Genomic DNA, 21,515 nt, shown 5'->3' on the forward strand with positions numbered 1-21,515 from the left:
ATGCGCATCTTGCTGCTAGAGGACGAGCCCGAAATGGCATCGGCCCTGAAGACCGCGCTCGAGCGTCGTCAGGTGATCGTCGATCATGTTTCCACGCTCGCCGATGCCGAGGCCGTGGTCGAGCTCTGGTCCTACGATGTGATCGTGCTCGATCGCCGCCTGCCCGACGGCGAGGGTCTGAGCCTCATTCCGAAGCTGCGCGCGTTGCGCGTCGAGGCGCCGATCATGATGCTGACGGCGCTCGGCACCATCAACGACCGCGTCACCGGGCTCGATGGCGGCGCCGACGACTATCTCGCCAAGCCGTTTGCGGTCGAGGAGCTGATGGCGCGGCTTCGGGCGCTTGGTCGCCGCCCCGTCACGCTTAAGTCCGACCAGATCCTGGTCGGCCGCCTAACTTATGATTTCCGCCATCGCGAGGCTGTCGTCGACGACAAGCCGCTGGACCTGTTGCGGCGCGAAAGGCTGGCACTGGAAGCGCTGATGCGCCGGCCGGGTCGCACCGTGCTGCGCGCGACCCTGGAAGATTCCGTCTATGCGATGGAAGATGAGATCGATTCCAATGCGCTTGATTCCCATCTCTCGCGGCTGCGGCGAAAGCTCGAGGAGGTTGCGGCCGGTGTCGAGATCAGAGCAATCCGCAACCTCGGCTACCTGCTGCGCGCCACGGCATGAAAAAATCTCGCCCACGCTCGCTTCAATGGGTGCTGGTGCGCCGCCTCATCCTGCTACAGGCGGCGTCCTTCGTCGCCTTGATCGTTCTCTTGGTTGCGATCCTGATGATTGCCCAGCCTCGCCTGATCATCGACAACGAGGCGGCCATAAAGCACCTGTCCGAGGCCGTGGCCCGAGACGAGAACGGCGGCTTGCTGGTGCGCGACACCGAGGAACTCCGCGCGTTTCGGGAGGATTTTCCCAATCTCTGGTTCGTGATCCGCGATGCTGATGGACATTTTGTCCAGGAAGGCAGCATCCCCGCGGCATATGAAGCGGCTGGCGGCGAGCTCTTGAAGAACATCGGTCGCGCGACCTTGCGGTTCGATGAGGGCGACCGGAGGCCGGAAGCAGCGCTTGCCAATGTCGACACCGACGTCGGCCCGGTGCAGATTCTTACCTCCTCGATCTCGTCGCGCGACGAGAATGACGGGCTCGAAGTCGAGATCAGCGTCAATGCCGACATGGCAAAGGATGCCAACGGCAATCCTGACTGGCTGCGCGTGCTGCCGGTCCTGGCGCTCCTTATCCTTTGCCTGCTGCTGCCGATCATTGTGGTCATGGGGGTCGCCACGCTGGTCACCACGCCGGCTGTCGTTCGGCGGTCGCTTGCCGGTCTCGTTGCGACGGCCGACCAGGCCGGGAGGATCGACATAGACAATCGCGCGGTGCAGCTGGAAACGGCCCAGGTTCCGACGGAGATCGCCCCGATGGTGCATGCTTTCAACAACGCGCTTTCCCGTCTGGACGAAGGTTACGACCAACGCAATCGCTTCCTGACCGACGCGGCACACGAGCTGCGCACGCCGATCGCCATCCTTCGCACCCGCGCTGAACTGCTGCAGGAAGATCCGCAGAGCGCACGGCTGCGGAAAGATATCGAGCGGCTATCGCATCTGGCGCAACAGCTTCTGGAACGCCAGGTGCTTGAGCATAGCGCTGGTAGCCGCGAGGTCGTTGACCTCGTTGCGCTGGCCAAAACGCTTGCCGCCGATTTCGCGCCTCTTGCTTTCGAAGCCGGCTACGAACTGGCCTTCGAGGCGGAAGCAACAAAGCCAGTGCCAACAAGCATTCATGTGCAGCAGATTGAACAGGCCGTTGCCAACCTCCTGCGCAATGCCGTCGAGCATGGTGGCAACCGCGGAACCATAACCGTTCTAGTCGATGCACGAGGCGGCATCGAAGTTCATGATGACGGTCCCGGCATTCCCCACGACGAAAGGGAGCGTGTCTTCGAACCATTCTATCGTTTGCGCCCGCGTTCGAGCGGTGCCGGCCTCGGGCTCAATCTGGCCCGTGAGATCGCCCGGCTGCATGGCGGCCGCATCGACATCCTCTACGGCTCCTGGTCCGGCGCACGGATAAGGCTGCAATTGCCGGTTCTCGACGTTAATCATCCGGCGATCCTGTCGACCGCCAGCGCGTGAACGGCGCCGGGCGGCGGTGGAAAACGTGAACCGGCACCGGCGGCCTCTCAACTTTTCAGATCACTTTTCGCCCTGGGCCTTATCAAGAGCCGGCCGATGGTCCACATATGTCGCGACGTTTCACGGCCGGCTTTCCCGAGAGCTCCCGTTTCGACAACAGCAGGCCCGTCAGAGCAGAGTGGAGAATTGCGATGCAGACTTCATCCCAGGCCATGGCCGGAGCGCTGGATGAAAGCGGCGCCCTGCCAATGGAGAGCAGAAAGATTCTCGACTGGTTGGTCACCGAGACCCGCGACCAACGCTTCATCGACAATATCTTCGTGGATCTGTGTGAGCGGTTGGTGGAGGCGGGCGTACCGCTTGCGCGCTCAACGCTGCACTTCCGGATCCATCACCCGCAATGGCTCGGCGCCCGCATCCTCTGGCGCAAGGGACTGTCGGAGGCGGACATCCGCATGTACGACTATGGCGTCGAAGACACGTCCCAATATCTCAACAGCCCGCTCTACGCGATCAACAATGGCGCCAGCGAAGTTCGCAAAGATCTCGAGGCGACGGCCGATGACGACGTGCCGAACGCGCTCTATGACGAACTGCGCGCCGACGGCCTGACCGAATACCTCGCCTTGCCACTGGAACACACGCTCGGCAAACGCCATGTCGTGACCTTCTCCAGCGACCGCAAGGGTGGTTTCGAGGCGGCCCATCTCGAAATGCTTACCGGCTTGCTGCCGGTCCTGGCACTTGTCAGCGAAATCCGGCTAAAGAACCGGATGGCGCGAACGCTGCTGGAAACCTATGTCGGGCCGCATGCAAGCGAACAGATCCTTGCCGGGGCGACGACACGCGGAAGCGGTGTGACCGTCAGCGCCGCGATCCTGATCTGCGACCTTCGCGACTTCACCAAACTCTCCGACCTCTGGCCGCGGGATGACGTGATCGAGCTTCTCAACGGCTATTTCGACGCCATGTCCGAGCCGATCGAGCGGCATGGCGGCGAGATCCTGAAATTCATGGGCGACGGCCTGCTGGCGATTTTTCCGCTCAGCAATGCCCAAGCCAGTGAAAACCTCCTGCAGGCCATCGGCGAAGCGGAGGCCGCGATCGCCACCTTGAACCAGGAGAACCTGGCGAGAGGCCGCGAAGCGCTGGGCTACGGCATCGGCGTCCACGTCGGCGACGTGATGTATGGCAATATCGGCTCGCGCCGTCGGCTCGACTTCACAGTGATCGGTCCGGCCGTCAATATCGCGTCGCGGCTGGAAAGCCTGACCAAGACGGCCAAACGTCCGGTGCTCTTGTCACGCGCCTTCGTCGAACTGGCGGGACGCACCCGCGAAATGGAGCATTTGGGCGCCTTTGCCGTAAAGGGGCTCGATGACCCGATCGACGTCTTCGCATTTTCGTCCGGAACCGCTCAAGCGGCGGAATGATCAGTATCGAGGCTCGCGGCCCTGCACGAGGGATGGCAGCCGTCGTCTACTCCAGAAGCCCGCCCACCCGGCGCGCGACGGCCTGCGCCATTGTTTTCAGGTGGTCCGCAGCGGAATAGCCTGAGATCGTCTTGCGCGGTTTAAGATCATGGTCGCCGTCCTCCAGCCATAGAACTTCTATAGCATCGGACAGCTGATATCCGAGCGCCTCCTCGCGCGTGCCGAATTCGTCGCGTGTGCCCTGGCAGATCAATGTCGGCGTCTTCAGGTCTTCGAGGTGTTTGGTGCGCAGCTGCCCTGGCTTTCCCGGCGGGTGGAAAGGGTAGCCAAGGCAAAGCAGGCCGATGATTTTCCCCTGCGCGTAGAGCTCATCGGCAATCATGCTGGCGACGCGCCCGCCCATTGATTTGCCGCCGATCAGCAACGCGCCGGTGGCGCCAAGGGTCTCTACCGCAGCCTTGAACTCCGGATTGAGCGTTTCGGCACGGGGTGACGGCTTGCGGCCACCGGATCGGCGCGCTGCCATATAGTCGAACTCAAACCGAACGACCCGAAAGCCTTCGGCGGCAAGCGCTTTGGCACAGGCAGTCATCGATGCGGAATCCATCGGCGCGCCGGCGCCGTGCGCAAGCAGGATGGTGACGGCTGCATCTTCCGGCCCATCAAACAGCATGGTCTCTTCCCTCTCGTCACCTTCCGCCAGCGACATTCAGCCTAACGTCAAACCCGGCACCAGCGTCCGTTCATCGGCCGGGCTGGCTCGCCAGCCGCTTGAGCGCATTCTTCTGGATCGCAACGCGTTCAGAGGAACGTTCCAAGGACACCAGCACTTTGATTCTCGGCCATATTTCCGGCCTTCAATCTGAAGGCAGACTACTCTAGCCGAGCGGGCTTGGCGCGAATTGCGCCACCAGTTCATGCCTATCGCCGGGATAGGTCAATCGAACATGGGTTACCGGCGCGCGGCCACTCCAGGTGCGTCTCTCGATCACAAGACAAGCCGCCCCGCTCGAAATATCAAGCGCCTGCGCCGCGCCTCGGCCTGCGCCAACGGCTCTGATGCGATGCTCAGCCGTGCTCCAAGGCACCTTGCCCAGCAACCAGGAACCGGGCGCTGACGTTTCAAAGAGTTCCGTCTCGGCTTCGGGAACCGCCGCGAGGCTGATAAGCCGCTCCTCGAAGCAGAAAGGCCGGCCGCCGGCGAAATGCCGGCAGGTGACCTCAAGCAGTCTTGCAGACGGCGGTAGATCGAGGCGATCCGCATCCCTGCTCTCGGCCTTGCGGATATGGCGTTCATCGAGCTGGAAACTGTACTCCAATCCAAGGGATTGAACCTCCAGCTTGACGTCATGGATTTCCATTACCGCCGATTGCACGTGGGGAAATGTGACGTAGCTTCCGGATTTGCGTCGACGTTCGATCAGCCCGCGCTTGACCAGTTCGGTCAACGCCTTGTTCACGGTCATGCGCGAGCAACCGTATTGTTCGGTCAATTCATGTTCGAACGGGATACGGTGGCCGGGCGGCCACGCGCCAGAGAGAATATGACCTTCAACGTCCCCGAGGATTCGTTGGTGCAACGAAAGCGATTGGGTTTGGTTGCCTGTTTCGTCGGCTGGCTGATCGCTCGAAATGTTGGCACCCTCGGTGGCTTTCTGTCTCCAGCGAGCTTAAACATTTCCCAGCGTCGCGACAGCCCTCCCCTTGCCCTTTCCTGCTTTTCCACCAAAGCTTCGCTATCGGCCGACCTCACCGCACCGACAGGCGCCGGTTGACGCGTAAGCCATCCGTGCTTCCATACTCGCATCGTCACGAGCGCTTGACCGTGGCAGCCCGCTGACGGGTCATTGGTGGATTCATCGCGCCGACAAGCATGACCGGCAGCCGCCGGTCGGAACGGTTACGGCGTAACCTATTGTAATTCTTTCAATTATTTCTGATATCGGCTCAACCTGAGCGCCTAGTACACCGGGTGGTGTCGCCGCGATAGGGCTTGCTTCGTCGAGCTCGGCTGCCAAGGCCATAAGATTGCCAAGCGTTGACAGCTGTCAACCTCGCGCCTCGTGTGGTCAGAATCGCAACTCGGTAACCGCCTATGACGGCATCTGCCTTCCCGCGTTTCGCAGGAACACGCCGTGGATCGCGGACTGCTTTCGAGAAACAGTAAGGCCGATGATCACCGTTCGTGCATGCAGCCCTCGTGTCAGTAGAACAGGTGCCACGGGGTCAGAAAGGCCCGGGCCCATTCCTGTTCGCGCTCGCGCTCACGATCGTTCGCCGGCTCGCGCGGCGTCAATTCGATGCGTGGCTTGACCGCCTGCACGACCGCCTTCGGTGCTGGAGGCTCCAGGTAGCCAAGCGTCATCCCGCCGAGATAGAACATGTTGCATCCCTTCCAGTCCGCCTGACATCATCGTCATCGCATCACGATCTTGCCACAATCCGGCTCCCTGTCAATAGTCGACTAAATCCATATTCTAATAGCGATCATTTCAGCCGCGGTGGGCAATTCAGCCGGGCGGTGTCGCGACCTCCTTTCGGACCTTATACACCTGGTCCGATGGCACCCGTGGCGGTGCTATTCTGCGGAGGTGCGATCGGTTCTCGATGACGGCTTTCCGGTCGACATCACCGGAGTTGTCCGCGGACAACTGATGACTTCTCCGGCGCGTTCACTGGTGCTTGGAGCACTTATACATGCTTTCGGCTATCCATTTGTACATTCACACCGAATCGGATCATAGTGCATCTGCGCATATTGCCCCGATATGACAATTTTTGCGCAGTTTTTGGAGAACTCGATGTTGCAGCATAAAATCCATGGCCTCGATGTGCAGGAGCATTTACCAACGCTCCTGGCTGCCGATGCCTTGGAACTCGCGCATCAGCTCCAGCAGCACCAGAAGAAGATCTTCCCGCCGCAAATGCAAAAGACGTTGCGTCTTTTCAGCCCGGCCGAAGCAGCCGCCTTTATCGGAATCGGCGAAGGCTATCTGCGCCAGATCGCTTCAGAGGGCCATGGCCCCGAGCCGTTGTCAAACGGGCGGCGCATGTATGCGGTCTCCGATATCGAGCGCATTCGTCGTGTTCTGGACGAGGGCGGCAAGGCGGGAAAATACGTACCGCATCGCCGCGGCGACGAGAGACTGCAGGTCATCTCGGTCATGAACTTCAAGGGTGGGTCGGCCAAAACAACGACCTCGGCACATCTTGCGCAATATCTGGCGCTTCGGGGCTACCGGACGCTTGCGATCGATCTCGATCCGCAGGCCTCGCTTTCGGCGCTCTTCGGCCACCAGCCGGAACTGGACGTCGGTGAATCCGAAACGCTGTACGGCGCCATTCGCTATGAAAATCCGCGGCCAGTCGCCGAGATCGTCCGCTCGACCCATATGCCCAACCTTCACCTGGTCCCCGGCAACCTTGAACTCATGGAATTCGAGCACGAGACGCCGAAGGCGATGACCAGCGGCTCGGCCGAAACCATGTTTTTCGCGCGGATCGGCGATGTGCTTGCCGATATCGAGAGTTTTTACGACATCGTCATCATCGATTGCCCGCCGCAGCTCGGTTTTCTCACCATGTCGGCGCTGTGCGCTGCGACATCGGTGCTGATTACCGTGCATCCGCAGATGCTCGACGTCATGTCCATGTCCCAGTTTCTCTCGATGACGAGCGAGTTGATGCGCGTCGTCGAAGATGCCGGCGGCCGAACCAGCTACGACTGGATGCGCTATCTCGTGACCCGGTTCGAGCCGAATGACGGTCCGCAGAGCCAGATGACCGGCTTCATGCGATCGATCTTCGGCAACCGAATGCTGCACAACGCCATGGTCAAATCGACGGCCGTTTCCGATGCCGGCGTAACAAAACAGACGCTCTATGAGGTCGAGCGGTCGCAGTTTGTCCGCGGCACTTACGACCGCGCAATGGATTCCCTGACGCTCGTCAATGGCGAGATCGAGGAACTCCTGCGCAAAGTGTGGGGAAGGAAATAAGCCGTGGCCCGCAAGAACCTCATCGGTGTTTCAGACAACCACGTCGCAGACGGCGAGGACCGCCCGCTGGCTGGCCTCGTCGGCCTCAGTCCCGGCCAGCGGCCCTCGAGCCCGATCGGCGGTATTACACGCTCGCTTTCCAACATTACGCAGAAGGTAGAGCGCGCGCAGGAGCTGGAACGCCAGCTCGCCGAAGGTCTGGCAATTATCGAGCTCGATCCGGCGCTCGTCGATGCTTCCTTTGTCGCCGATCGTCTCGGCGTTGCAGCCGAAGCCGAGCAGTCGCTTCTTCAGCAGATCCGGGACCACGGACAACAGGTGCCGATCCTGGTTCGCCCGCATCCAAGCGAAGATGGGCGCTACCAGGTAGCCTATGGACATCGTCGCCTGACCGCCATGCGAGAACTCGGTAGTAAAGTCAGGGCTGTCGTTCGCGATCTCAGCGACGAGCAGCTGGTGATCTCGCAAGGCCAGGAAAACAACGCGCGCACCGACCTCTCGTTTATCGAGCGTTCGCTATTTGCCGCTCGTCTAGAGGACCGAGACTTTTCGCGTGATGTCATCATGTCATCGCTGGGCGTCGATAAGGCGGCCCTGTCGAAAATGATCGCGATCGTACGCCGGCTTCCGGTCGACCTCATCGAGGCAATCGGCGCGGCACCATCCATCGGGCGGCGGCGATGGACCGAACTCGCCGATCTCGTGGCCAATGACGACAAGCGCACAGAAGCCCATGGTTACGCACGCCGATCAGATTTCCTGGCCCGCGAGAGCGATCAACGGTTCGAGACACTGTTTGCATTCCTGAGCACGGTAAAGACCAGGAGCCAGGCAGTCGCGTGGGTGGCGCCGGATGATACCCGGCCCGTACGCATCCGGGAGACAAACAGCGAAACGACGCTTTCCTTCAACAAGAAGGCCGCGCCGGGCTTTGCAGATTTCGTGAGGCAGAGGCTCAAATCTCTGTACCTCGAATATCAAGAGGAAACAGGAGACTAACAGAGCAAAAGAAAAAGGCTTCCGAACGACTGGCGCTGCGGAAACCCTTCTCTCGTGTAGCAACTAGAGAATCCCATTTCCGCGAATCACTGTCAAGCGTTTTTAACGTCGTTTCGGCGAACGAACTTCTTTTGCCTTTGAAAAGGTGAAGAAAGATGGAGCGTGGAAATGTGACGACGCCCTTTGGGCGGCGCGCGATGACGCTTGGCATGTTCGCAAGCCAAGTCGTCGCGAGCGAAATCGATTCGCATCAGTCGATCGATAAATGGAAACTGTTTCGGACTGTCTGCGAAGCCAAGGCGATCGTCGGTGTGTCCGACCGTGCCTTGGCCGTGCTCAATGCATTGCTCAGCTTCTATCCGAAGGTCGAGCTGACCAGCGGCAAAGGCCTGGTGGTTTTTCCGTCGAACAACCAATTAGCACTGCGCACGCACGGCATGGCGGGCACGACCTTGCGCCGTCATCTGGCAGCCTTGGTGGAAGCTGGCCTCATCCTGCGCAAGGACAGTCCCAATGGCAAACGCTACGCCCGCCGAGACACAAAGGGGTCGATCGGCGACGCCTTCGGGTTCGACCTTTCTCCGCTGCTCGCACGCGCCCGCGAACTGCAGACAGCAGCAGCCGACATCGCCCTCGCCCGCCAGGAGACGCAGCTCGCACGTGAGCGTCTCAGCCTCTGCCGCCGCGACCTTTCCAAGCTCATCGAAGTTCTGCGCGAAACCGATCCCGTATCCGATTGCGACGACCTTCAGCAACGTTACCTGCTCGCCGTTGAGCCCCTTCCAAGGAAACCAACGCTTGCTGAAATCGAACATGTGCTCGGCAAACTCGGCGTCTTGCGCGCGGAAGTTCTCAACCAATTGGAAAAACTGATAAATTTGCGAAAACTGGGCACCAATGATAGCCAAAATGGCTGCCACATACAGAGTTCATATCCAGACTCTCCTACTGAATCTGAACAGGGCTTAGGAAACGACACTCAGGCAGGTTTGAGATCGAACGGCGGAGAAAGTGTTGTTCTCGATGAACCATCGGTTAGCGAAATCGTCAGGACCAACTTTGCCGACAAGCCCGAGCCGATGCCGACTGAGCAGCGTCACTCCACACAGGCTTTCCCTCTATCGACTGTGCTGAAGGCTTGCCCTGATATCATCGATTATGGCCCTGGCGGCGAAATCCGCTCCTGGCGTGATCTGATGACAGCAGCCGTGGTCGTGCGCTCCATGCTGAATGTCAGCCAAGGTGCACATGACGAAGCTTGCCGGGTACTCGGCCCAGAAACGGCAGCCGCGGTGCTTGCATGTATTCTGCAGCGTTCGACGCACATTGCGTCAGCTGGCGGTTACTTGCGCGATCTGACCCGCCGTTCACTCCGGAAGGAGTTTGCCGTCGGTCCGATGATTATGGCGTTGCTGCGATCCCATCCTGGCAACGTGTCGCTAGCCAGCTGACCTCGAAGCTTGGTTTGGTTTTTGCTCCGGTTGACAGCTGTCAACCGATGTTGACCCGCGCCCGGAGTTCAACACAGCGAACGCATTATAACTGTTCCGCTGCGGCAGACGTGCGTCCATCGTTTGCATGAGTGGTGAGGTTCTCACCGGTCTGATGATCGAAGTGTGCCCCACGTAGCGACGTGGCTATTTTGAGCGATGCAGATAGTGAACCTGGCGTCCCGACAGATCATAACGCTTCTTGATTGTCGGAAGAAGAAAATTGCCCCATCTGAACCTCGCGACCTCCCAGATGGCACTTCGGCAGCAACTGCGAGCGTTGATTCGCCGAGCTCATTAGGCAGGTCAGATGCGCGGTTGTGAGGCGCATCAATTTGCCTTGCGTTTGAACAAGGCCTGCGCGTAACTTCTCTCTGCGCGCAGTTTTAGCGCTGACATTCGTCAACCTTGGGGGCGATTATGTATTTCAACAGGACGATACTTCGATCTTCGTTCGTCTCGCTGATGATTTCTCTGGCGGTCGTCGCCTCGCCGGTGGCCGTTCCAGGCAAGGCCAGCGCTCAAACCAATATCAACATCAACATCGGGGTCGGCACCAGCCTCAATAGCGGTCGCGGCATTACGTGTAGTCAGGGAGAACGGTTGCTCCGCAATCGTGGCTTCCGTGATATTCGTCGGGTTGACTGCCGAGGCAGGTTTTTTGTCTATCGCGCATGGCGTGGCAATACCCGCTTCGAAATCGGTGTTCGTCAAATCGACGGCAGAATTGTCGATATGCGGCGTATCGACCGTCGCAGATAGACGCGCGTTACACTGTCGGTGAGCGAGAGCCACCCATGGAACTCGGTCCGGAGCCATAACGATTTGACGTTGCGGCAACCATCCGGCGTCGCCGAGTAGCTAGAGGGCATCTAGCTCAGCCTCGCTGACGCTCTTGGGCAAGTCTTCTGCATCCTGTTCCTCAGCGCATAGCGTGGCCCAAGGTTGCGATCCTATACGGAACTTTGGCCAGCGGGACCGTAGAGTAGTCGCCGGCAGAGGTTGGATGTCCGCTCAGGGAGAGTGCGCCGCGGTTGGCGGTGGGAACGACTGTTGCAAGTTGGATGGCAGACTTTTCGGTTTTTTACGGAGCCCTCTACCGTTCAAGAGCGCAAAGCGTGCGCTGGAAGACAGACTTTATAAGCCCTTATCTGGCAAGCGAGACGGCGCTCCAAAGGAAGCTAAAGCGGCGATAACTTCCCTCACCTGAAGCCTCCGCCTGCTTATGGTGATCGACGCAAGACGAGCCGACTTCGGTACCAGCTGAGCGGCATCAGTCGATTGAGATCGGACGTTGTGCGCCACCCGGCCTATCGGACGTTCTGCGTGCAGAGCCTGCGCGGAAGATCCGCACGCGGAGAAAGGTTGATACATACCAGGGGGCGAAACGATACTGCGGACCTGCACTGGCGGACAGTTGGGCTGCGCCTGCAGCAGTCACCCGGCGTGTTGACAGCTGTCAACAGTTCTGGCCGCATCCATCTGGATTTCAACCCAATGAAACGAGGCTCGCGTTTTCCGTCAATGCCCTGGCTTCTCGAAGCAGCCAACGTTCGGTTTGGCTGAGACAACGACACCTATATGCGCCATTGGATTGCGCGCCTGGCGGTCAGGCCTGGGCGGCAGTGCCGTAGAAAGCGCACGAGCAATGGATCATTGATCGATGTTGGACAATGTGACGCGGGCAAGACTCTAACCCGGCTGTGGAACAACATTGAGCTAAGTATTGATTGTCACTTCGATTGCTTCCGTGGAGCGGGCAGTTTGCCCTGATTAGACGGAGATCCGTGCCGCTTCGTGCGAGGGCTTCGGTGACGGCATTTGCTAGCTCCGTCTGTAAACATGCGCAGGATCCCATCCTCACGAAGATCTACCGCCGCCGGTAGGCTGGTAGAGGTTGCGGTCGTCTGTGATCTCATCGTCGGAGGGGCGCGCCTCCTTCTAGACGTTTCAGGCCACAGTGGATGCCGTTGACAGCTGTCAACTCGCCGCGGAATAGACAGAGTGTCTGCGAAATGATGCTGTTCGGGACGCCGTAGATGCCATGAACTGGGGAGCGGTAGTGGGCGACCCATCGCCTGGTAAAGGCTAAGGCGCCTTTATTGTCCGGCGCAGCAGCACCCCTCTGGAGAAACGCCAGCGGTCGTGATGGCATGTGCGGCGCCTGTGGCTGAGTGGCGTTGCGCAATCATTTGTAACGAAGTTCCCGGGTGGGCTCTGGCATCGGGCCACCTTCCTTGTTGTCGGAGTGCGCCAGAATTGGCGTGATCATGCTACTCCGGTATCGCCGGCAACAGTTGACAGCTGTCAACACGGCCGTCACTCACCTGTTGCGCTTGCCTACAGGCTCAACAGATCTGTGACTCCGATTTTGTCTTCTCCCAACCCCGTCCGCTTTGCGCGGGAGCGTCAGCCAATCGCTGCCAGCACCCCTTCTTGCCTCTTTTAGAGCTGTTACCGGAATAGAAAGGATGCAGGTGTTATCCTGGTCAAGTCGGCTGTCATGCGTTGCGAATGCCCGGCAAGAGCGTACAATGACACTGTCAAATCGTTCGATTCGAGCCCGATTCACGCTCAATCGCAACGCCACGGCGGCCAATCTGGCCCTCCGGTTTGATCGACACAGAAAACCGACGACAATCACTGCTACATTCGGTAAAACGACGCATCTTATGTGTCGGAAGAAAACGTCCGACTTCCTTCCGTTTGGCGAAAATAACGTGTGATTGTAATGCGATACGATATCCCCAATTCAGTCCCGCAGACGCTGTATTCTGCGTCCATCGACGCGGAAGATCGCCTCGCGCGGCTGGATGAGCGCGCCGGTCGCCACCCGGTCGCCGAGGGATTCCGCGAGCGCGGTCAGTTCTTCGATGCCGCCAGTGCCCTCTGGGTCGCCGGTGAACTCGTCCACGTCGAGGACCTCGTGCTGCATGATGCGCATATGGATGCCCGGACCCCGACGCACGAGTTGACGATTGCGCACGTGATCCTGCGAACGCGCCGCCGGATCTGGCTGTCCGATCCGGATTGGGCTCTGTCGAGCGTCGGTCTCGGGGTTCTTCGAGGCGAGCAGGTTGCTGGCGGGATTGCGTCGGGTGATGCGGACAGGGGCCATCCGACCGAGGCGGTGGAAGAAGAAGACGTCGCCATTGACGACGATGCGGATGAGAACCCGCTATCACTCGAATTTGCTGAGATCGACGCGGCGATCGAACGGTCGCAGCGCCTGCTTGACGAGCAGGCGGGCGAACTCGGTGAGACTGGATTTGGCGGACCGGAGCGCCCATCCGCGCCGGAGCCCAAGGGGCAGCTGGGGCTGCTTTTCGATGACGAGTGGGATGAGGGGGCGCGGCTCGACGCATGGCGGTCGTTGATCCCGGCGGCTGATCGGTTGCCGGCCTGCCTTGGGGCCGCGATGCTTTTCGATGCCTGGGAACAGATCGAGCCGCTTCGCAGGCAACATTGGCTCGGAGGGTTGCTCGTCGGCGCTTACCTGCGCGCCCGCGGCAAGGTGACGTCGCATCTGCTCTGCTTCAACACCGGCCTGAAGACAATCCGCCACGAGCGACGCCGATCGAAAGAGCAGGAGGTGCGGCTGAGGGCTTTTCTCGAAGCTCAGGTTCTCACGGGAGACCTTGGTCTCAAGGAACTGGATCGGCTGTTCCTAGCCAAGACGCAGATGGAAATGCGCGTGCGCCACCGCCGTTCAAACAGCAGCCTGCCGAGCCTGATCGAGCTTCTGTTGTCCCGGCCGATCGTATCGGCTGGGCTTGTCGCGCGGCATGTGGGCGTCACCCAAAGGGGTGCGCTCAACCTGGTTCGCGAACTCGGCGCCAAGGAGATGACAGGCAGGGGGCGTTATCGCGGCTGGGGCATCTTGTAGCCGACCGCAGCGTCGGCAAACGTTGCCGATCATAATGTCGGGTCTCGCCAAATTTTGCCCGCGGCAGTTCTCGCTCGTTGAGACGGCGACTAAACCTTAAACGATAGGTCGACAATGGCAGTTGCCGGCCCGGATTGCGCCGGCACGATCTGCCGGTCGGTTCTCACTCGCATGGCCGCAATGATCGCGTTCGGCCTCCGGCTATCGGCGACTTAAGCGCGTCGCGATCCTTCAGATTCGCTTGATGCGCATTAAGGTCTTGTTTTGACGCATCTCGTCATCGGAATATCGCGGAACACTTTTGCACGACACTTTAACCGAGTAGGTTGCGGATCGTCCGCATAAAGGCACGGGCACCCACCGCGATCAGAGCATCGGGAAAGTCGTAGTCGGGATTGTGCAGACGAGGATGGTTTTCGCCGGCCCCCAGAAAGAACATGGCCGAGGGGGCGACACGCCCGAACAGGCCGAAATCCTCCGATGCGTTCATCGGCAGCGTCGACGCGCCTTTGTCATGGCTGATCTCTTCTTCGGCAAGGGCACGACGCAGTTCGTCGACGGCCTCCGGCGCGTTGCTGCATTGATGGAAGATGTCCTCGTAGCTGATCGACGATGCGAGACCACCGGCCTCCGCGTGTTTATGGACCAGAGCTTCGGCGCTCTCTACCAGGGCGGCCATTTGCGCGTCGGTCAGCGTGCGCAAGGTCGCCCAGATCTCGGCGCGGCCGGGGCTGATGCCGAAGGCGGGTTCGCCAAGGCGCGCATGGGTCACCGTTACCAGCGTGAAGTCGGCGTCGAGGCGTCCGCCGGCCCCCAGGGCGGTCAGTTCCTCCAAAAGCCTGGCCACGGCGAAGGTCGGGGGGATGCCATCCTCCGGGCAGGAGGCATGCGACGTCTTGCCGGAAAGCACGATCTTCATGCCGCGCGAGGCGCAATTGACCGGACCTTCCACCAGGGCGACGTGCCCCAGCGGCAGGCCGGGAAAGTTGTGCAGCGAAAACACGAAATCCGGTTTCAGCGTTTCGAATTTCGGGTCGGCCAAAACGGCGGCGGCCCCAGCTCCATTCTCTTCGGCCGGTTGGAAAAGCAGGATGGCTCGACCGCGTGCCGGTCTCCTGTGGGAGAGACCTTTGGCAAGAGCCATCAGGATTGCCGTGTGGCCGTCATGTCCGCAGAGGTGTCCCTTGCCGAGGATTTCGGATCGGTGTGGCAGGGACGAAAGCTCTTCGATCGGCAGAGCATCGAGTTCGGCGCGGATCATGACGGTCGGACCGTCGGCCGTTCCTTGATAGACGGCGGCTAAACCGTGTCCGCCGAGGTTGGTGACGATCGCGTCCGGTTCGCGCGACCGCAGCGCTTGGGTCACCGTCCTCGCGGTCTCGACCTCTTGGCCGGATAGCTCCGGCCTGCGGTGAAGTTCGCGCCGAAACACGGTGATCTCGTCCAGTTCGCCACCATTCAAAAACATGCCCAACATCCCAAGCTAGAATATCGCCCGCGGCGTATCGCGGAGCTGGCCTCGGTCTAAGCAGCGAATGTGAAGTGGCGTTTCGGCTCTGTCCAGAGCATCCCGCTCTTCAGGTGGATTCACCGAAGGGGACAGGATGCTCGGGAAACAAAACTCTGGAGCGTCCGCGCTGCGGTCTTCTCAACACACCGCTCTGCGGCCGTGAAGGTGAGAATGAAGAGGGTGCGTCGAGGGTGATGTATCTGGTCTATCCCGATCCTGACGGTGCCGGCCGGGAGGCCCGCCGGTTGGGGGAAATCATCCGGCACGAGGCGCAGGGCATGGCTTAAGGCATCGGCCCGGCGCTCAACACCTATCTCCGGGCGCCGCCGACAAGCGAGATCGAACGCGCGGCGGCGGTCACCAGCGGGGCAAACCGTTCTTCGGTTTCTTCGGGCGTATAGCGGCTGCGCGACACCGCGATGTTGATCGCGCCGTAGGGCGTGCCGTTGGCATCCAGCACCGGGGCCGCGATCGACAGGTCACCGTGAAAGTACTCCTCGAAGGCCGTGGCGTAGCCCTGGGTTGCCGATTGTTTCAGCTTCGTCTTCAGCGCGCCGATGTCCCAGGTCGTATGGGGCGTAAACGGGTAGAGATCCGATTTTTCCAGAATCGCGTGCGCGGCGTCCTCCGGCAGACCCGAGAGGATGGCGATACCCGGTGCCGTGCAATAGGCCGGTAGCCGCGTGCCGGTGATGACGTCGTTGTTGAGCACGTGGCGGCTCATGAAGCGCGATACGAAAACGATGTCGGTGTCGTCGAGCACGGTGAGGTTGACCGTCTCCTCCGTCGCTTTGCTCAGGTGCAGGAGATAGGGCATGCCGCGTTCGACGAAGCCGCTGGCGCGGGTGTAGTGATAGCCGAAATCGAGCGCTTTCACCGTCAGCTCAAAGCGCTTGGTGTCCGGGTTCTTGCCGAGATAGCCGAGCTTGGCGAGCGTATGCGTGAACCGCTGGGCGGCGCTCATGTCGAGCCCGGTTTCCTCGGCGATCTGTGACAGGCTGAGGTTGGGGCGGCGGCCGTCAAAGGCTCTCAGAACCCTGAAGGCCTTCTCCACCGACTGCACCAGCAAGGGATCGCGGTCTTCTCCCGACGTTTCGTTTTCGTCTGTCGTAGCCTTGCTTACCTTGCGCGCCATGTATCCCCGGCCCCTGCGGTTTCCCACATATCGATAACAGAATCGCCAAGCCCAGGAAAAGGTGCTTGACAGCTAAAATAAACATAATCACACTATGACATAACAATTATCGCATTGCAATAGTTGTTTCATTGCAACGGAGAGAATCATGGACCGCTTCATTCTGACCGAACGGCGTGGCGAGGTCGGCATCATCACGCTGAACCGCCCCGAAATCCTCAATGCCTGGCACAGCCCGATGCGCCAGCAGCTGGTTGCTGCCTTCAAGGCCTTCGAAGAAGACGAGGCGGTCCGCGCCATTATCCTCACAGGCGCCGGCGACCGGGCTTTCAGCGCCGGCCAGGACCTGAACGAGACCCGCACGTTCGATGGCGCCCGCGGCCAGGAGTGGGTGGGCGAATGGGAGCGGCTCTATGATGCGATGCGCTCGCTGTCGAAGCCGCTGATTGCCGCGCTCAATGGCGTGGCCGCTGGTTCCGCGTTCCAGGTGGCGCTTCTGTGCGATTTCCGCATTGCGCATCCGGGCGTGCGCATGGGCCAGCCGGAAATCAACTCCGGCATCGCCAGCACCACAGGCCCCTGGATGATGCGTGAGATGATCGGTCTTTCCCGCACCATCGACCTGACGCTGAGCGGCCGGCTGATGCAATCGGAAGAATGCCAGGCCATCGGCATCATCAACCGCATCGTGCCGCAGGAACGCGTCATGGACGAAGCGCTCTCGCTGGCACATGAACTCGCCGCCAAGCCGCCGGTCGCCATGCGCCTTGACAAACAGCGCTTCAGGGAGATGACAGAGGCTGGTTTCCGCGACTGCCTCGAAGCCGGCGCCCGCATCCAGCGCGAAGCCTACGCCTCCGGCGAGCCGGCGCGGATGATGGAACAGTTTCTCGCACGGCGTGCGGCAAGCAAGGCCTGACAAGGGCCAGGCCGCTTATGGGAGGCGGCGCGTAATCCAATACAAGAGGGTAGAACAATGACCAACGACAAACGCATACTGATTGATCGCCGCAGCCTTCTGAAAATCGGCGGAGGCCTGGGCGTTGCCCTGGCCGCGCCTGCCGTCTTCACGCGGTCCGCATTTGCCGCCGAAGCCCTGACCGTCGCCGATCCAGGCGGTCCCTACAGCCCGGGATACCGCAAGGCATTCTACGATCCCTTCGAACAGGCGACCGGCATCAAGGTCATCAATGTTGCCCGCGATGCCGAGCCTACCGCGCAGTTTCGCGCGATGGTCGAGACGCAATCCTACAGCTGGGACGTCTGCACGCTGACGCTGTCCGCCCGCGACATTCTGGAAAAGCGCGACCTGCTCGAGCCGATCAACCTGCCGGCAGCCGACGTGCCCGGACTGATGCCCGACGCGCTCACCGAACTGTGGCTTGGCGTCGACGTCTACTCCACGATCATGGCCTATCGCACCGACCGCTTCGATGCCGCCAACGGCCCAAGCTCCTGGGCCGATTTCTGGAATGTCGAGAAATTCCCGGGCCGTCGCGCCTTGCGCAAGAACCCGATCGATACGCTGGAACAGGCGCTGCTTGCCGATGGCGTCCCGCTCGCCGAGCTTTACCCGCTCGACATCGAACGCGCCTATGCCAGCCTCGAAAGGATCAAGCCGCATGTCGATGTCTGGTGGACCGGCGGGGCGCAGTCGAGCCAGCTGATCCAGAGCGGCGAAGTCGACCTGATCGCGCTGTGGAACGCGCGCGCCCAGGCGGTCATCGACGGCGGTGCGCCGGTCAAGATCGGCTGGAACCAGGGACTTTATTCGATCGAGGGCTGGGGCATTCCCAAGGGCTCGCCGCGCGCCGATATTGCCCGGCAGTTCGTCCGTTTCTGCGCCGATCCGAAGCAGCAGGCGCTGTTTACCGAGTTCCTCGCCTACGGCCCGACCAACCTGAAGGCCTATGAGCACATCCCGGCAGAACGCGCCGCGGCGCTTCCAACCTCCGAGGCCAATCTCAAGGTCATGACCATCGCGCGCGAAGACTGGTGGAGCGCCAACCGCTCCGAGATGACCGAGCGCTTCAACGCCTGGATCCTGGGTTAAGGGGAAATTAGATGCTCGCGAAGCCCGAACAAGCCACTCGCCCGAAACTTCTCGTCGACGGATTGGCCAAGAGCTACGGCGCCACCGTTGCTCTCAAGCCCACGCACGTCGCGGTCCAGCCCGGCGAGTTCCTGACGCTTCTCGGGCCTTCGGGCTCCGGCAAGACCACCTTGCTGCAGATGATCAGCGGGCTGGTCTTGCCGACGGAGGGCCGGCTGTTCGTCGACGGCAGCAACGAGACGGACACGCCGGTGCACAAGCGCGACATCGGCCTGGTCTTCCAGCATTACGCCCTGTTTCCGCATCTGACGGTGGCCGAGAACATCGGCTTTCCCTTGAAGATGCGTGGCAAGAGCCGTGCCGAGGTCGACAGGCAGGTCAAGGGTGCTCTTGATATGGTGCAGCTCGGCCATCTGGCCGGGCGGTTCCCGCGCGAGCTATCGGGCGGGCAGCAACAGCGCGTGGCGCTCGCACGCTGCTTCGTCTATCAGCCCTCGATCATCCTGATGGACGAGCCGCTGGGCGCGCTCGACAAAAAGCTGCGCGAACACATGCAGTTCGAGATCAAGCGGCTGCACCGGCAGACCGGCGCCACGATCATCTATGTGACGCACGATCAGGAGGAGGCGCTGGCGCTGTCCGACCGCATCTGCCTGATGAACCACGCCATGGTCGAGCAGATCGGCCCGCCGCAGGAGATCTACAGCCGGCCGCGCACCGCCTTTGCCGCCGATTTCATCGGCATCTCCAACATCTTCCGCGGCCGCGTCGAGATTGGCTCCGGCGGTGTCGCCCATCTTTCAACCGAAAGCGGCCGCTACCGGATCGATGGCACCGGTCTTTCCAACAATGCCGAGATGGCGTTGGTGGTGCGGCCGGAGCATCTCGAACTCGGCTCGACCGGTGCAAACGAGATCAGCGGGCGGGTGGCAGAGGTTGTCTATGCGGGATCGGAAACCCGTCTGCTTGTCGACATCACGGCCGGCGAACTGGTCACTGTTCGTGTCCTTCCCGGCAAGCCGTTGCCGAGCATTGGCGAAACCATCAGGCTGAGCTGGGCGCCCGAAGCGGCCGTGTTGGTGACGCCATGACCGCCACGGCCGTGACCCCAGCGCGCGCCGCGCGTCCCAACCGCTTCCGTTTCGGTCCGCTTTGGCTGGCCGTGCCGGGTATCGCTTTCTTGCTGATCTTCTTCCTCGTCCCGGTTGCGAGGCTGATGGGCCTCAGCCTCGAGGACGCCGACACCGGTGCGATGACCGCGAGCCACTATGGGCGGATCTTCGAGACCGACGTCTACTTCCGTGTTCTCCTGATCACTTTCCGCATCGCCGGACTGACGACGCTCTTCTCGCTCGTGCTCGGCTATCCGCTCGCCTACTGGCTGTCGCGTCTGCCGGACCGGACGCGAGGGACGATGATCCTGCTCGTCATGGTGCCGTTCTGGACGAGTTACCTCGTCAAGAGTTTTGCGTGGGTCATTGTGCTCGGCCGTACCGGCGTTATCAACCAGATCGGCCTTGGATCGGGTCTGCTCAGCCAGCCGCTCGAGCTCTTGCACAACGAACTCGGCGTGATGATCGGCATGGTCCATGCCATGGTTCCGCTCGCCATCCTCACCATGCTGCCGGTCATGACCGGCATCGATCGCCGGCTGACGCAGGCATCGGGGACGCTGGGTGCGACCCCTGCAAAGGGCTTCTGGCTCGTCTATTTCCCGCTCTCGCTTCCGGGCGCTGCGGCTGCCGGCCTGCTGACCTTCATCTCCTCGCTCGGTTTCTTCATCGTTCCGGCGCTGCTTGGCGGCCGTCAGCAGACGATGCTGGCGCAGTTGATCATCGTGCAGGTCCAGGAAATCCTGAATTGGGCCTTCGCAGGCGCTCTCGCCGCCATGATGCTGGCAGCAGCCCTGATCACGTGCTGGGTTTACGATCGGGTCTTCGGCCTTTCCAGCCTCTCGGGTGAACCGTCCGACGGCAAGGCCGGCAAAACCGGTTTCCTGCGCGCCCTCGGTCTGGCGATCCTCGACCGGGTCGCAAGCATCAGCAGCGCCGTTGCGTCCGGCAGTCACGCTTTGCTGGGGCCGGCGGTTTCGAGCCGCATGCTCGGCATCTACAGCCTCATGATGTTCGCCTTCCTGATGCTGCCGACGCTCGTCGTCCTGCCGATCGCCTTTACCAGCTCGCAGTTCCTCGAGTTCCCGCCGCCGGGTTACGGCCTGGAATGGTTCCGGACCTACTTCACCTCCGACCTCTGGGTGGCAGCCACCATCCGCTCGTTCGGTGTCGCCTTCGCGACCGCCATCGTTGCAACGGTGATCGGCGGCTCCGCGGCGCTGGCACTTGCCCGCTCGCGCTCGCGCTGGCGCGGCATCATCTTCGCCTTCTTCCTGGCGCCGATGATCGTGCCGCGCATCGTCATCGCCGTCGGCCTGTTCTATCTCTTCGCCCAGATGGGCCTTGTTGCCACCGACCTCGGCCTGGTGATCGGGCACACGGTTCTGGCGCTGCCCTTTGCCTTCGTGGCCATCGCCGCGGTGCTGAAGAGCTATGACTGGCGGCTCGACCAGGCTGCGGCTACGCTCGGGGCAAACCGGGTCCAGGCGCTGCGGTTCGTGACCGTGCCGCTGATCAAGAGCGGCCTGACGGCAGCGTTCCTCTTTGCTTTCATCACCTCGTTCGACGAGCTGACCGTAGCGATCTTCGTCAGCGGCGGCGTCAAGACGACCCTGCCGAAGCAGATGTGGGACGACATGATCCTTCAGCTCAATCCGACGCTCGCGGCGGTTTCGGTTGTCGTCTTCATCGTCGTGACAACACTTCTCCTGGCGGCGGAAAAACTCCGCCGCTCCACCTGACTCCTTATCCGAGATC

The 21,515-nt window shown here is 61.1% G+C and carries 18 protein-coding genes; 13 read left to right on the forward strand and 5 right to left on the reverse strand.

Going from position 1 to position 21,515, the window contains the following annotated elements; genetic code table 11:
• The 3 genes from HT585_RS17190 to HT585_RS17200 all read left to right on the forward strand — a co-directional run bounded on the left by HT585_RS17190 (position 1) and on the right by HT585_RS17200 (position 3,574).
• Positions 1–675 carry a response regulator gene (locus tag HT585_RS17190; RefSeq protein ID WP_173421255.1) on the forward strand — a complete coding sequence of 225 codons (675 nt, stop codon included), beginning with the start codon at positions 1–3 and terminating at the stop codon, positions 673–675.
• Positions 672–2,141, forward strand: coding sequence for a sensor histidine kinase (locus tag HT585_RS17195; protein ID WP_176354054.1), 1,470 nt, complete (start codon positions 672–674; stop codon positions 2,139–2,141). Before HT585_RS17190 ends, HT585_RS17195 begins: the two co-directional genes overlap by 4 nt.
• A 191-nt stretch (positions 2,142–2,332) precedes the next feature.
• Positions 2,333–3,574 carry an adenylate/guanylate cyclase domain-containing protein gene (locus HT585_RS17200; protein WP_176354055.1) on the forward strand — a complete coding sequence of 414 codons (1,242 nt, stop codon included), beginning with the start codon at positions 2,333–2,335 and terminating at the stop codon, positions 3,572–3,574.
• A 46-nt stretch (positions 3,575–3,620) separates the two neighbouring features.
• Here the strand turns inward: HT585_RS17200 and HT585_RS17205 are convergent, their stop codons facing one another.
• Both HT585_RS17205 and hutC read right to left on the reverse strand, forming a co-directional pair.
• Entirely contained in the window at positions 3,621–4,283 is a 663-nt protein-coding gene (locus HT585_RS17205) for an alpha/beta hydrolase family protein (protein ID WP_246707718.1), read from the reverse strand.
• Between the two features lie 169 nt (positions 4,284–4,452).
• Positions 4,453–5,208, reverse strand: coding sequence for a histidine utilization transcriptional repressor HutC (gene hutC / locus HT585_RS17210; RefSeq protein ID WP_176354229.1), 756 nt, complete (start codon positions 5,206–5,208; stop codon positions 4,453–4,455).
• On the opposite strand from hutC, the gene HT585_RS17215 reads away from it, so the two are divergent.
• Positions 5,119–5,349, forward strand: a complete 231-nt coding sequence (locus tag HT585_RS17215) for a hypothetical protein (protein ID WP_176354056.1) — start codon at positions 5,119–5,121, stop codon at positions 5,347–5,349. The genes hutC and HT585_RS17215 overlap by 90 nt on opposite strands.
• Positions 5,350–5,777: 428 nt before the next feature.
• Here HT585_RS17215 and HT585_RS17220 read toward each other — a convergent pair whose 3' ends face one another.
• A complete protein-coding gene (locus HT585_RS17220) occupies positions 5,778–5,957 on the reverse strand; it encodes a hypothetical protein (RefSeq protein ID WP_176354057.1) in 180 nt (59 codons plus the stop codon).
• A gap of 418 nt (positions 5,958–6,375) precedes the next feature.
• On the opposite strand from HT585_RS17220, the gene repA reads away from it, so the two are divergent.
• The 5 genes from repA (at position 6,376) to HT585_RS17245 (ending at position 13,947) form a co-directional block, all read left to right on the forward strand.
• Positions 6,376–7,572 (forward strand): plasmid partitioning protein RepA, encoded by a 1,197-nt coding sequence (repA, locus tag HT585_RS17225; protein ID WP_176354058.1) that lies wholly within the window; start codon positions 6,376–6,378, stop codon positions 7,570–7,572.
• A gap of 3 nt (positions 7,573–7,575) precedes the next feature.
• Complete coding sequence (gene repB, locus HT585_RS17230) at positions 7,576–8,571, forward strand: plasmid partitioning protein RepB (protein ID WP_176354059.1); 996 nt, start codon at positions 7,576–7,578, stop codon at positions 8,569–8,571.
• Between the two features lie 155 nt (positions 8,572–8,726).
• Entirely contained in the window at positions 8,727–10,022 is a 1,296-nt protein-coding gene (gene repC / locus HT585_RS17235; RefSeq protein ID WP_176354060.1) for a plasmid replication protein RepC, read from the forward strand.
• Between the two features lie 459 nt (positions 10,023–10,481).
• Complete coding sequence (locus HT585_RS17240; protein WP_210270438.1) at positions 10,482–10,823, forward strand: hypothetical protein; 342 nt, start codon at positions 10,482–10,484, stop codon at positions 10,821–10,823.
• Between the two features lie 1,969 nt (positions 10,824–12,792).
• A complete protein-coding gene (locus tag HT585_RS17245; RefSeq protein WP_176354061.1) occupies positions 12,793–13,947 on the forward strand; it encodes an RHE_PE00001 family protein in 1,155 nt (384 codons plus the stop codon).
• 313 nt (positions 13,948–14,260) lie between these two features.
• Here HT585_RS17245 and HT585_RS17250 read toward each other — a convergent pair whose 3' ends face one another.
• Positions 14,261–15,415 carry an amidohydrolase gene (locus HT585_RS17250; RefSeq protein ID WP_176354062.1) on the reverse strand — a complete coding sequence of 385 codons (1,155 nt, stop codon included), beginning with the start codon at positions 15,413–15,415 and terminating at the stop codon, positions 14,261–14,263.
• 352 nt (positions 15,416–15,767) lie between these two features.
• Positions 15,768–16,592, reverse strand: coding sequence for an IclR family transcriptional regulator (locus tag HT585_RS17255; protein ID WP_176354063.1), 825 nt, complete (start codon positions 16,590–16,592; stop codon positions 15,768–15,770).
• Positions 16,593–16,740: 148 nt separating this feature from the next.
• Between HT585_RS17255 and HT585_RS17260 the strand changes: the two genes are divergently transcribed.
• The 4 genes from HT585_RS17260 to HT585_RS17275 are packed head-to-tail and all read left to right on the forward strand — an operon-like array spanning position 16,741 to position 21,499.
• Positions 16,741–17,511 (forward strand): enoyl-CoA hydratase/isomerase family protein, encoded by a 771-nt coding sequence (locus HT585_RS17260; protein ID WP_176354064.1) that lies wholly within the window; start codon positions 16,741–16,743, stop codon positions 17,509–17,511.
• Positions 17,512–17,568: 57 nt separating this feature from the next.
• A complete protein-coding gene (locus HT585_RS17265) occupies positions 17,569–18,645 on the forward strand; it encodes a polyamine ABC transporter substrate-binding protein (RefSeq protein WP_176354065.1) in 1,077 nt (358 codons plus the stop codon).
• 11 nt (positions 18,646–18,656) lie between these two features.
• Positions 18,657–19,736 (forward strand): ABC transporter ATP-binding protein, encoded by a 1,080-nt coding sequence (locus HT585_RS17270; RefSeq protein WP_176354066.1) that lies wholly within the window; start codon positions 18,657–18,659, stop codon positions 19,734–19,736.
• Complete coding sequence (locus HT585_RS17275) at positions 19,733–21,499, forward strand: ABC transporter permease subunit (RefSeq protein ID WP_176354067.1); 1,767 nt, start codon at positions 19,733–19,735, stop codon at positions 21,497–21,499. Before HT585_RS17270 ends, HT585_RS17275 begins: the two co-directional genes overlap by 4 nt.
• Positions 21,500–21,515 lie beyond the last annotated feature (16 nt).

Source organism: Ensifer oleiphilus (genome assembly GCF_013371465.1).
Lineage (GTDB): Bacteria > Pseudomonadota > Alphaproteobacteria > Rhizobiales > Rhizobiaceae > Ensifer > Ensifer oleiphilus.

Excerpts from the sequence above, each read along its gene's own strand:
- HT585_RS17190 (WP_173421255.1), top strand. The coding sequence starts at position 1 with ATGCGCATCTTGCTGCTAGAGGACGAGCCCGAAATGGCATCGGCCCTG.
- HT585_RS17195 (WP_176354054.1), top strand. The coding sequence starts at position 672 with ATGAAAAAATCTCGCCCACGCTCGCTTCAATGGGTGCTGGTGCGCCGC.
- HT585_RS17200 (WP_176354055.1), top strand. The coding sequence starts at position 2,333 with ATGCAGACTTCATCCCAGGCCATGGCCGGAGCGCTGGATGAAAGCGGC.
- HT585_RS17205 (WP_246707718.1), bottom strand. The coding sequence starts at position 4,283 with ATGTCGCTGGCGGAAGGTGACGAGAGGGAAGAGACCATGCTGTTTGAT.
- HT585_RS17215 (WP_176354056.1), top strand. The coding sequence starts at position 5,119 with ATGACCTTCAACGTCCCCGAGGATTCGTTGGTGCAACGAAAGCGATTG.
- HT585_RS17220 (WP_176354057.1), bottom strand. The coding sequence starts at position 5,957 with ATGTTCTATCTCGGCGGGATGACGCTTGGCTACCTGGAGCCTCCAGCA.
- repA (WP_176354058.1), top strand. The coding sequence starts at position 6,376 with ATGTTGCAGCATAAAATCCATGGCCTCGATGTGCAGGAGCATTTACCA.
- repC (WP_176354060.1), top strand. The coding sequence starts at position 8,727 with ATGGAGCGTGGAAATGTGACGACGCCCTTTGGGCGGCGCGCGATGACG.
- HT585_RS17240 (WP_210270438.1), top strand. The coding sequence starts at position 10,482 with ATGTATTTCAACAGGACGATACTTCGATCTTCGTTCGTCTCGCTGATG.
- HT585_RS17245 (WP_176354061.1), top strand. The coding sequence starts at position 12,793 with ATGCGATACGATATCCCCAATTCAGTCCCGCAGACGCTGTATTCTGCG.
- HT585_RS17250 (WP_176354062.1), bottom strand. The coding sequence starts at position 15,415 with ATGTTTTTGAATGGTGGCGAACTGGACGAGATCACCGTGTTTCGGCGC.
- HT585_RS17255 (WP_176354063.1), bottom strand. The coding sequence starts at position 16,592 with ATGGCGCGCAAGGTAAGCAAGGCTACGACAGACGAAAACGAAACGTCG.
- HT585_RS17260 (WP_176354064.1), top strand. The coding sequence starts at position 16,741 with ATGGACCGCTTCATTCTGACCGAACGGCGTGGCGAGGTCGGCATCATC.
- HT585_RS17265 (WP_176354065.1), top strand. The coding sequence starts at position 17,569 with ATGACCAACGACAAACGCATACTGATTGATCGCCGCAGCCTTCTGAAA.
- HT585_RS17270 (WP_176354066.1), top strand. The coding sequence starts at position 18,657 with ATGCTCGCGAAGCCCGAACAAGCCACTCGCCCGAAACTTCTCGTCGAC.
- HT585_RS17275 (WP_176354067.1), top strand. The coding sequence starts at position 19,733 with ATGACCGCCACGGCCGTGACCCCAGCGCGCGCCGCGCGTCCCAACCGC.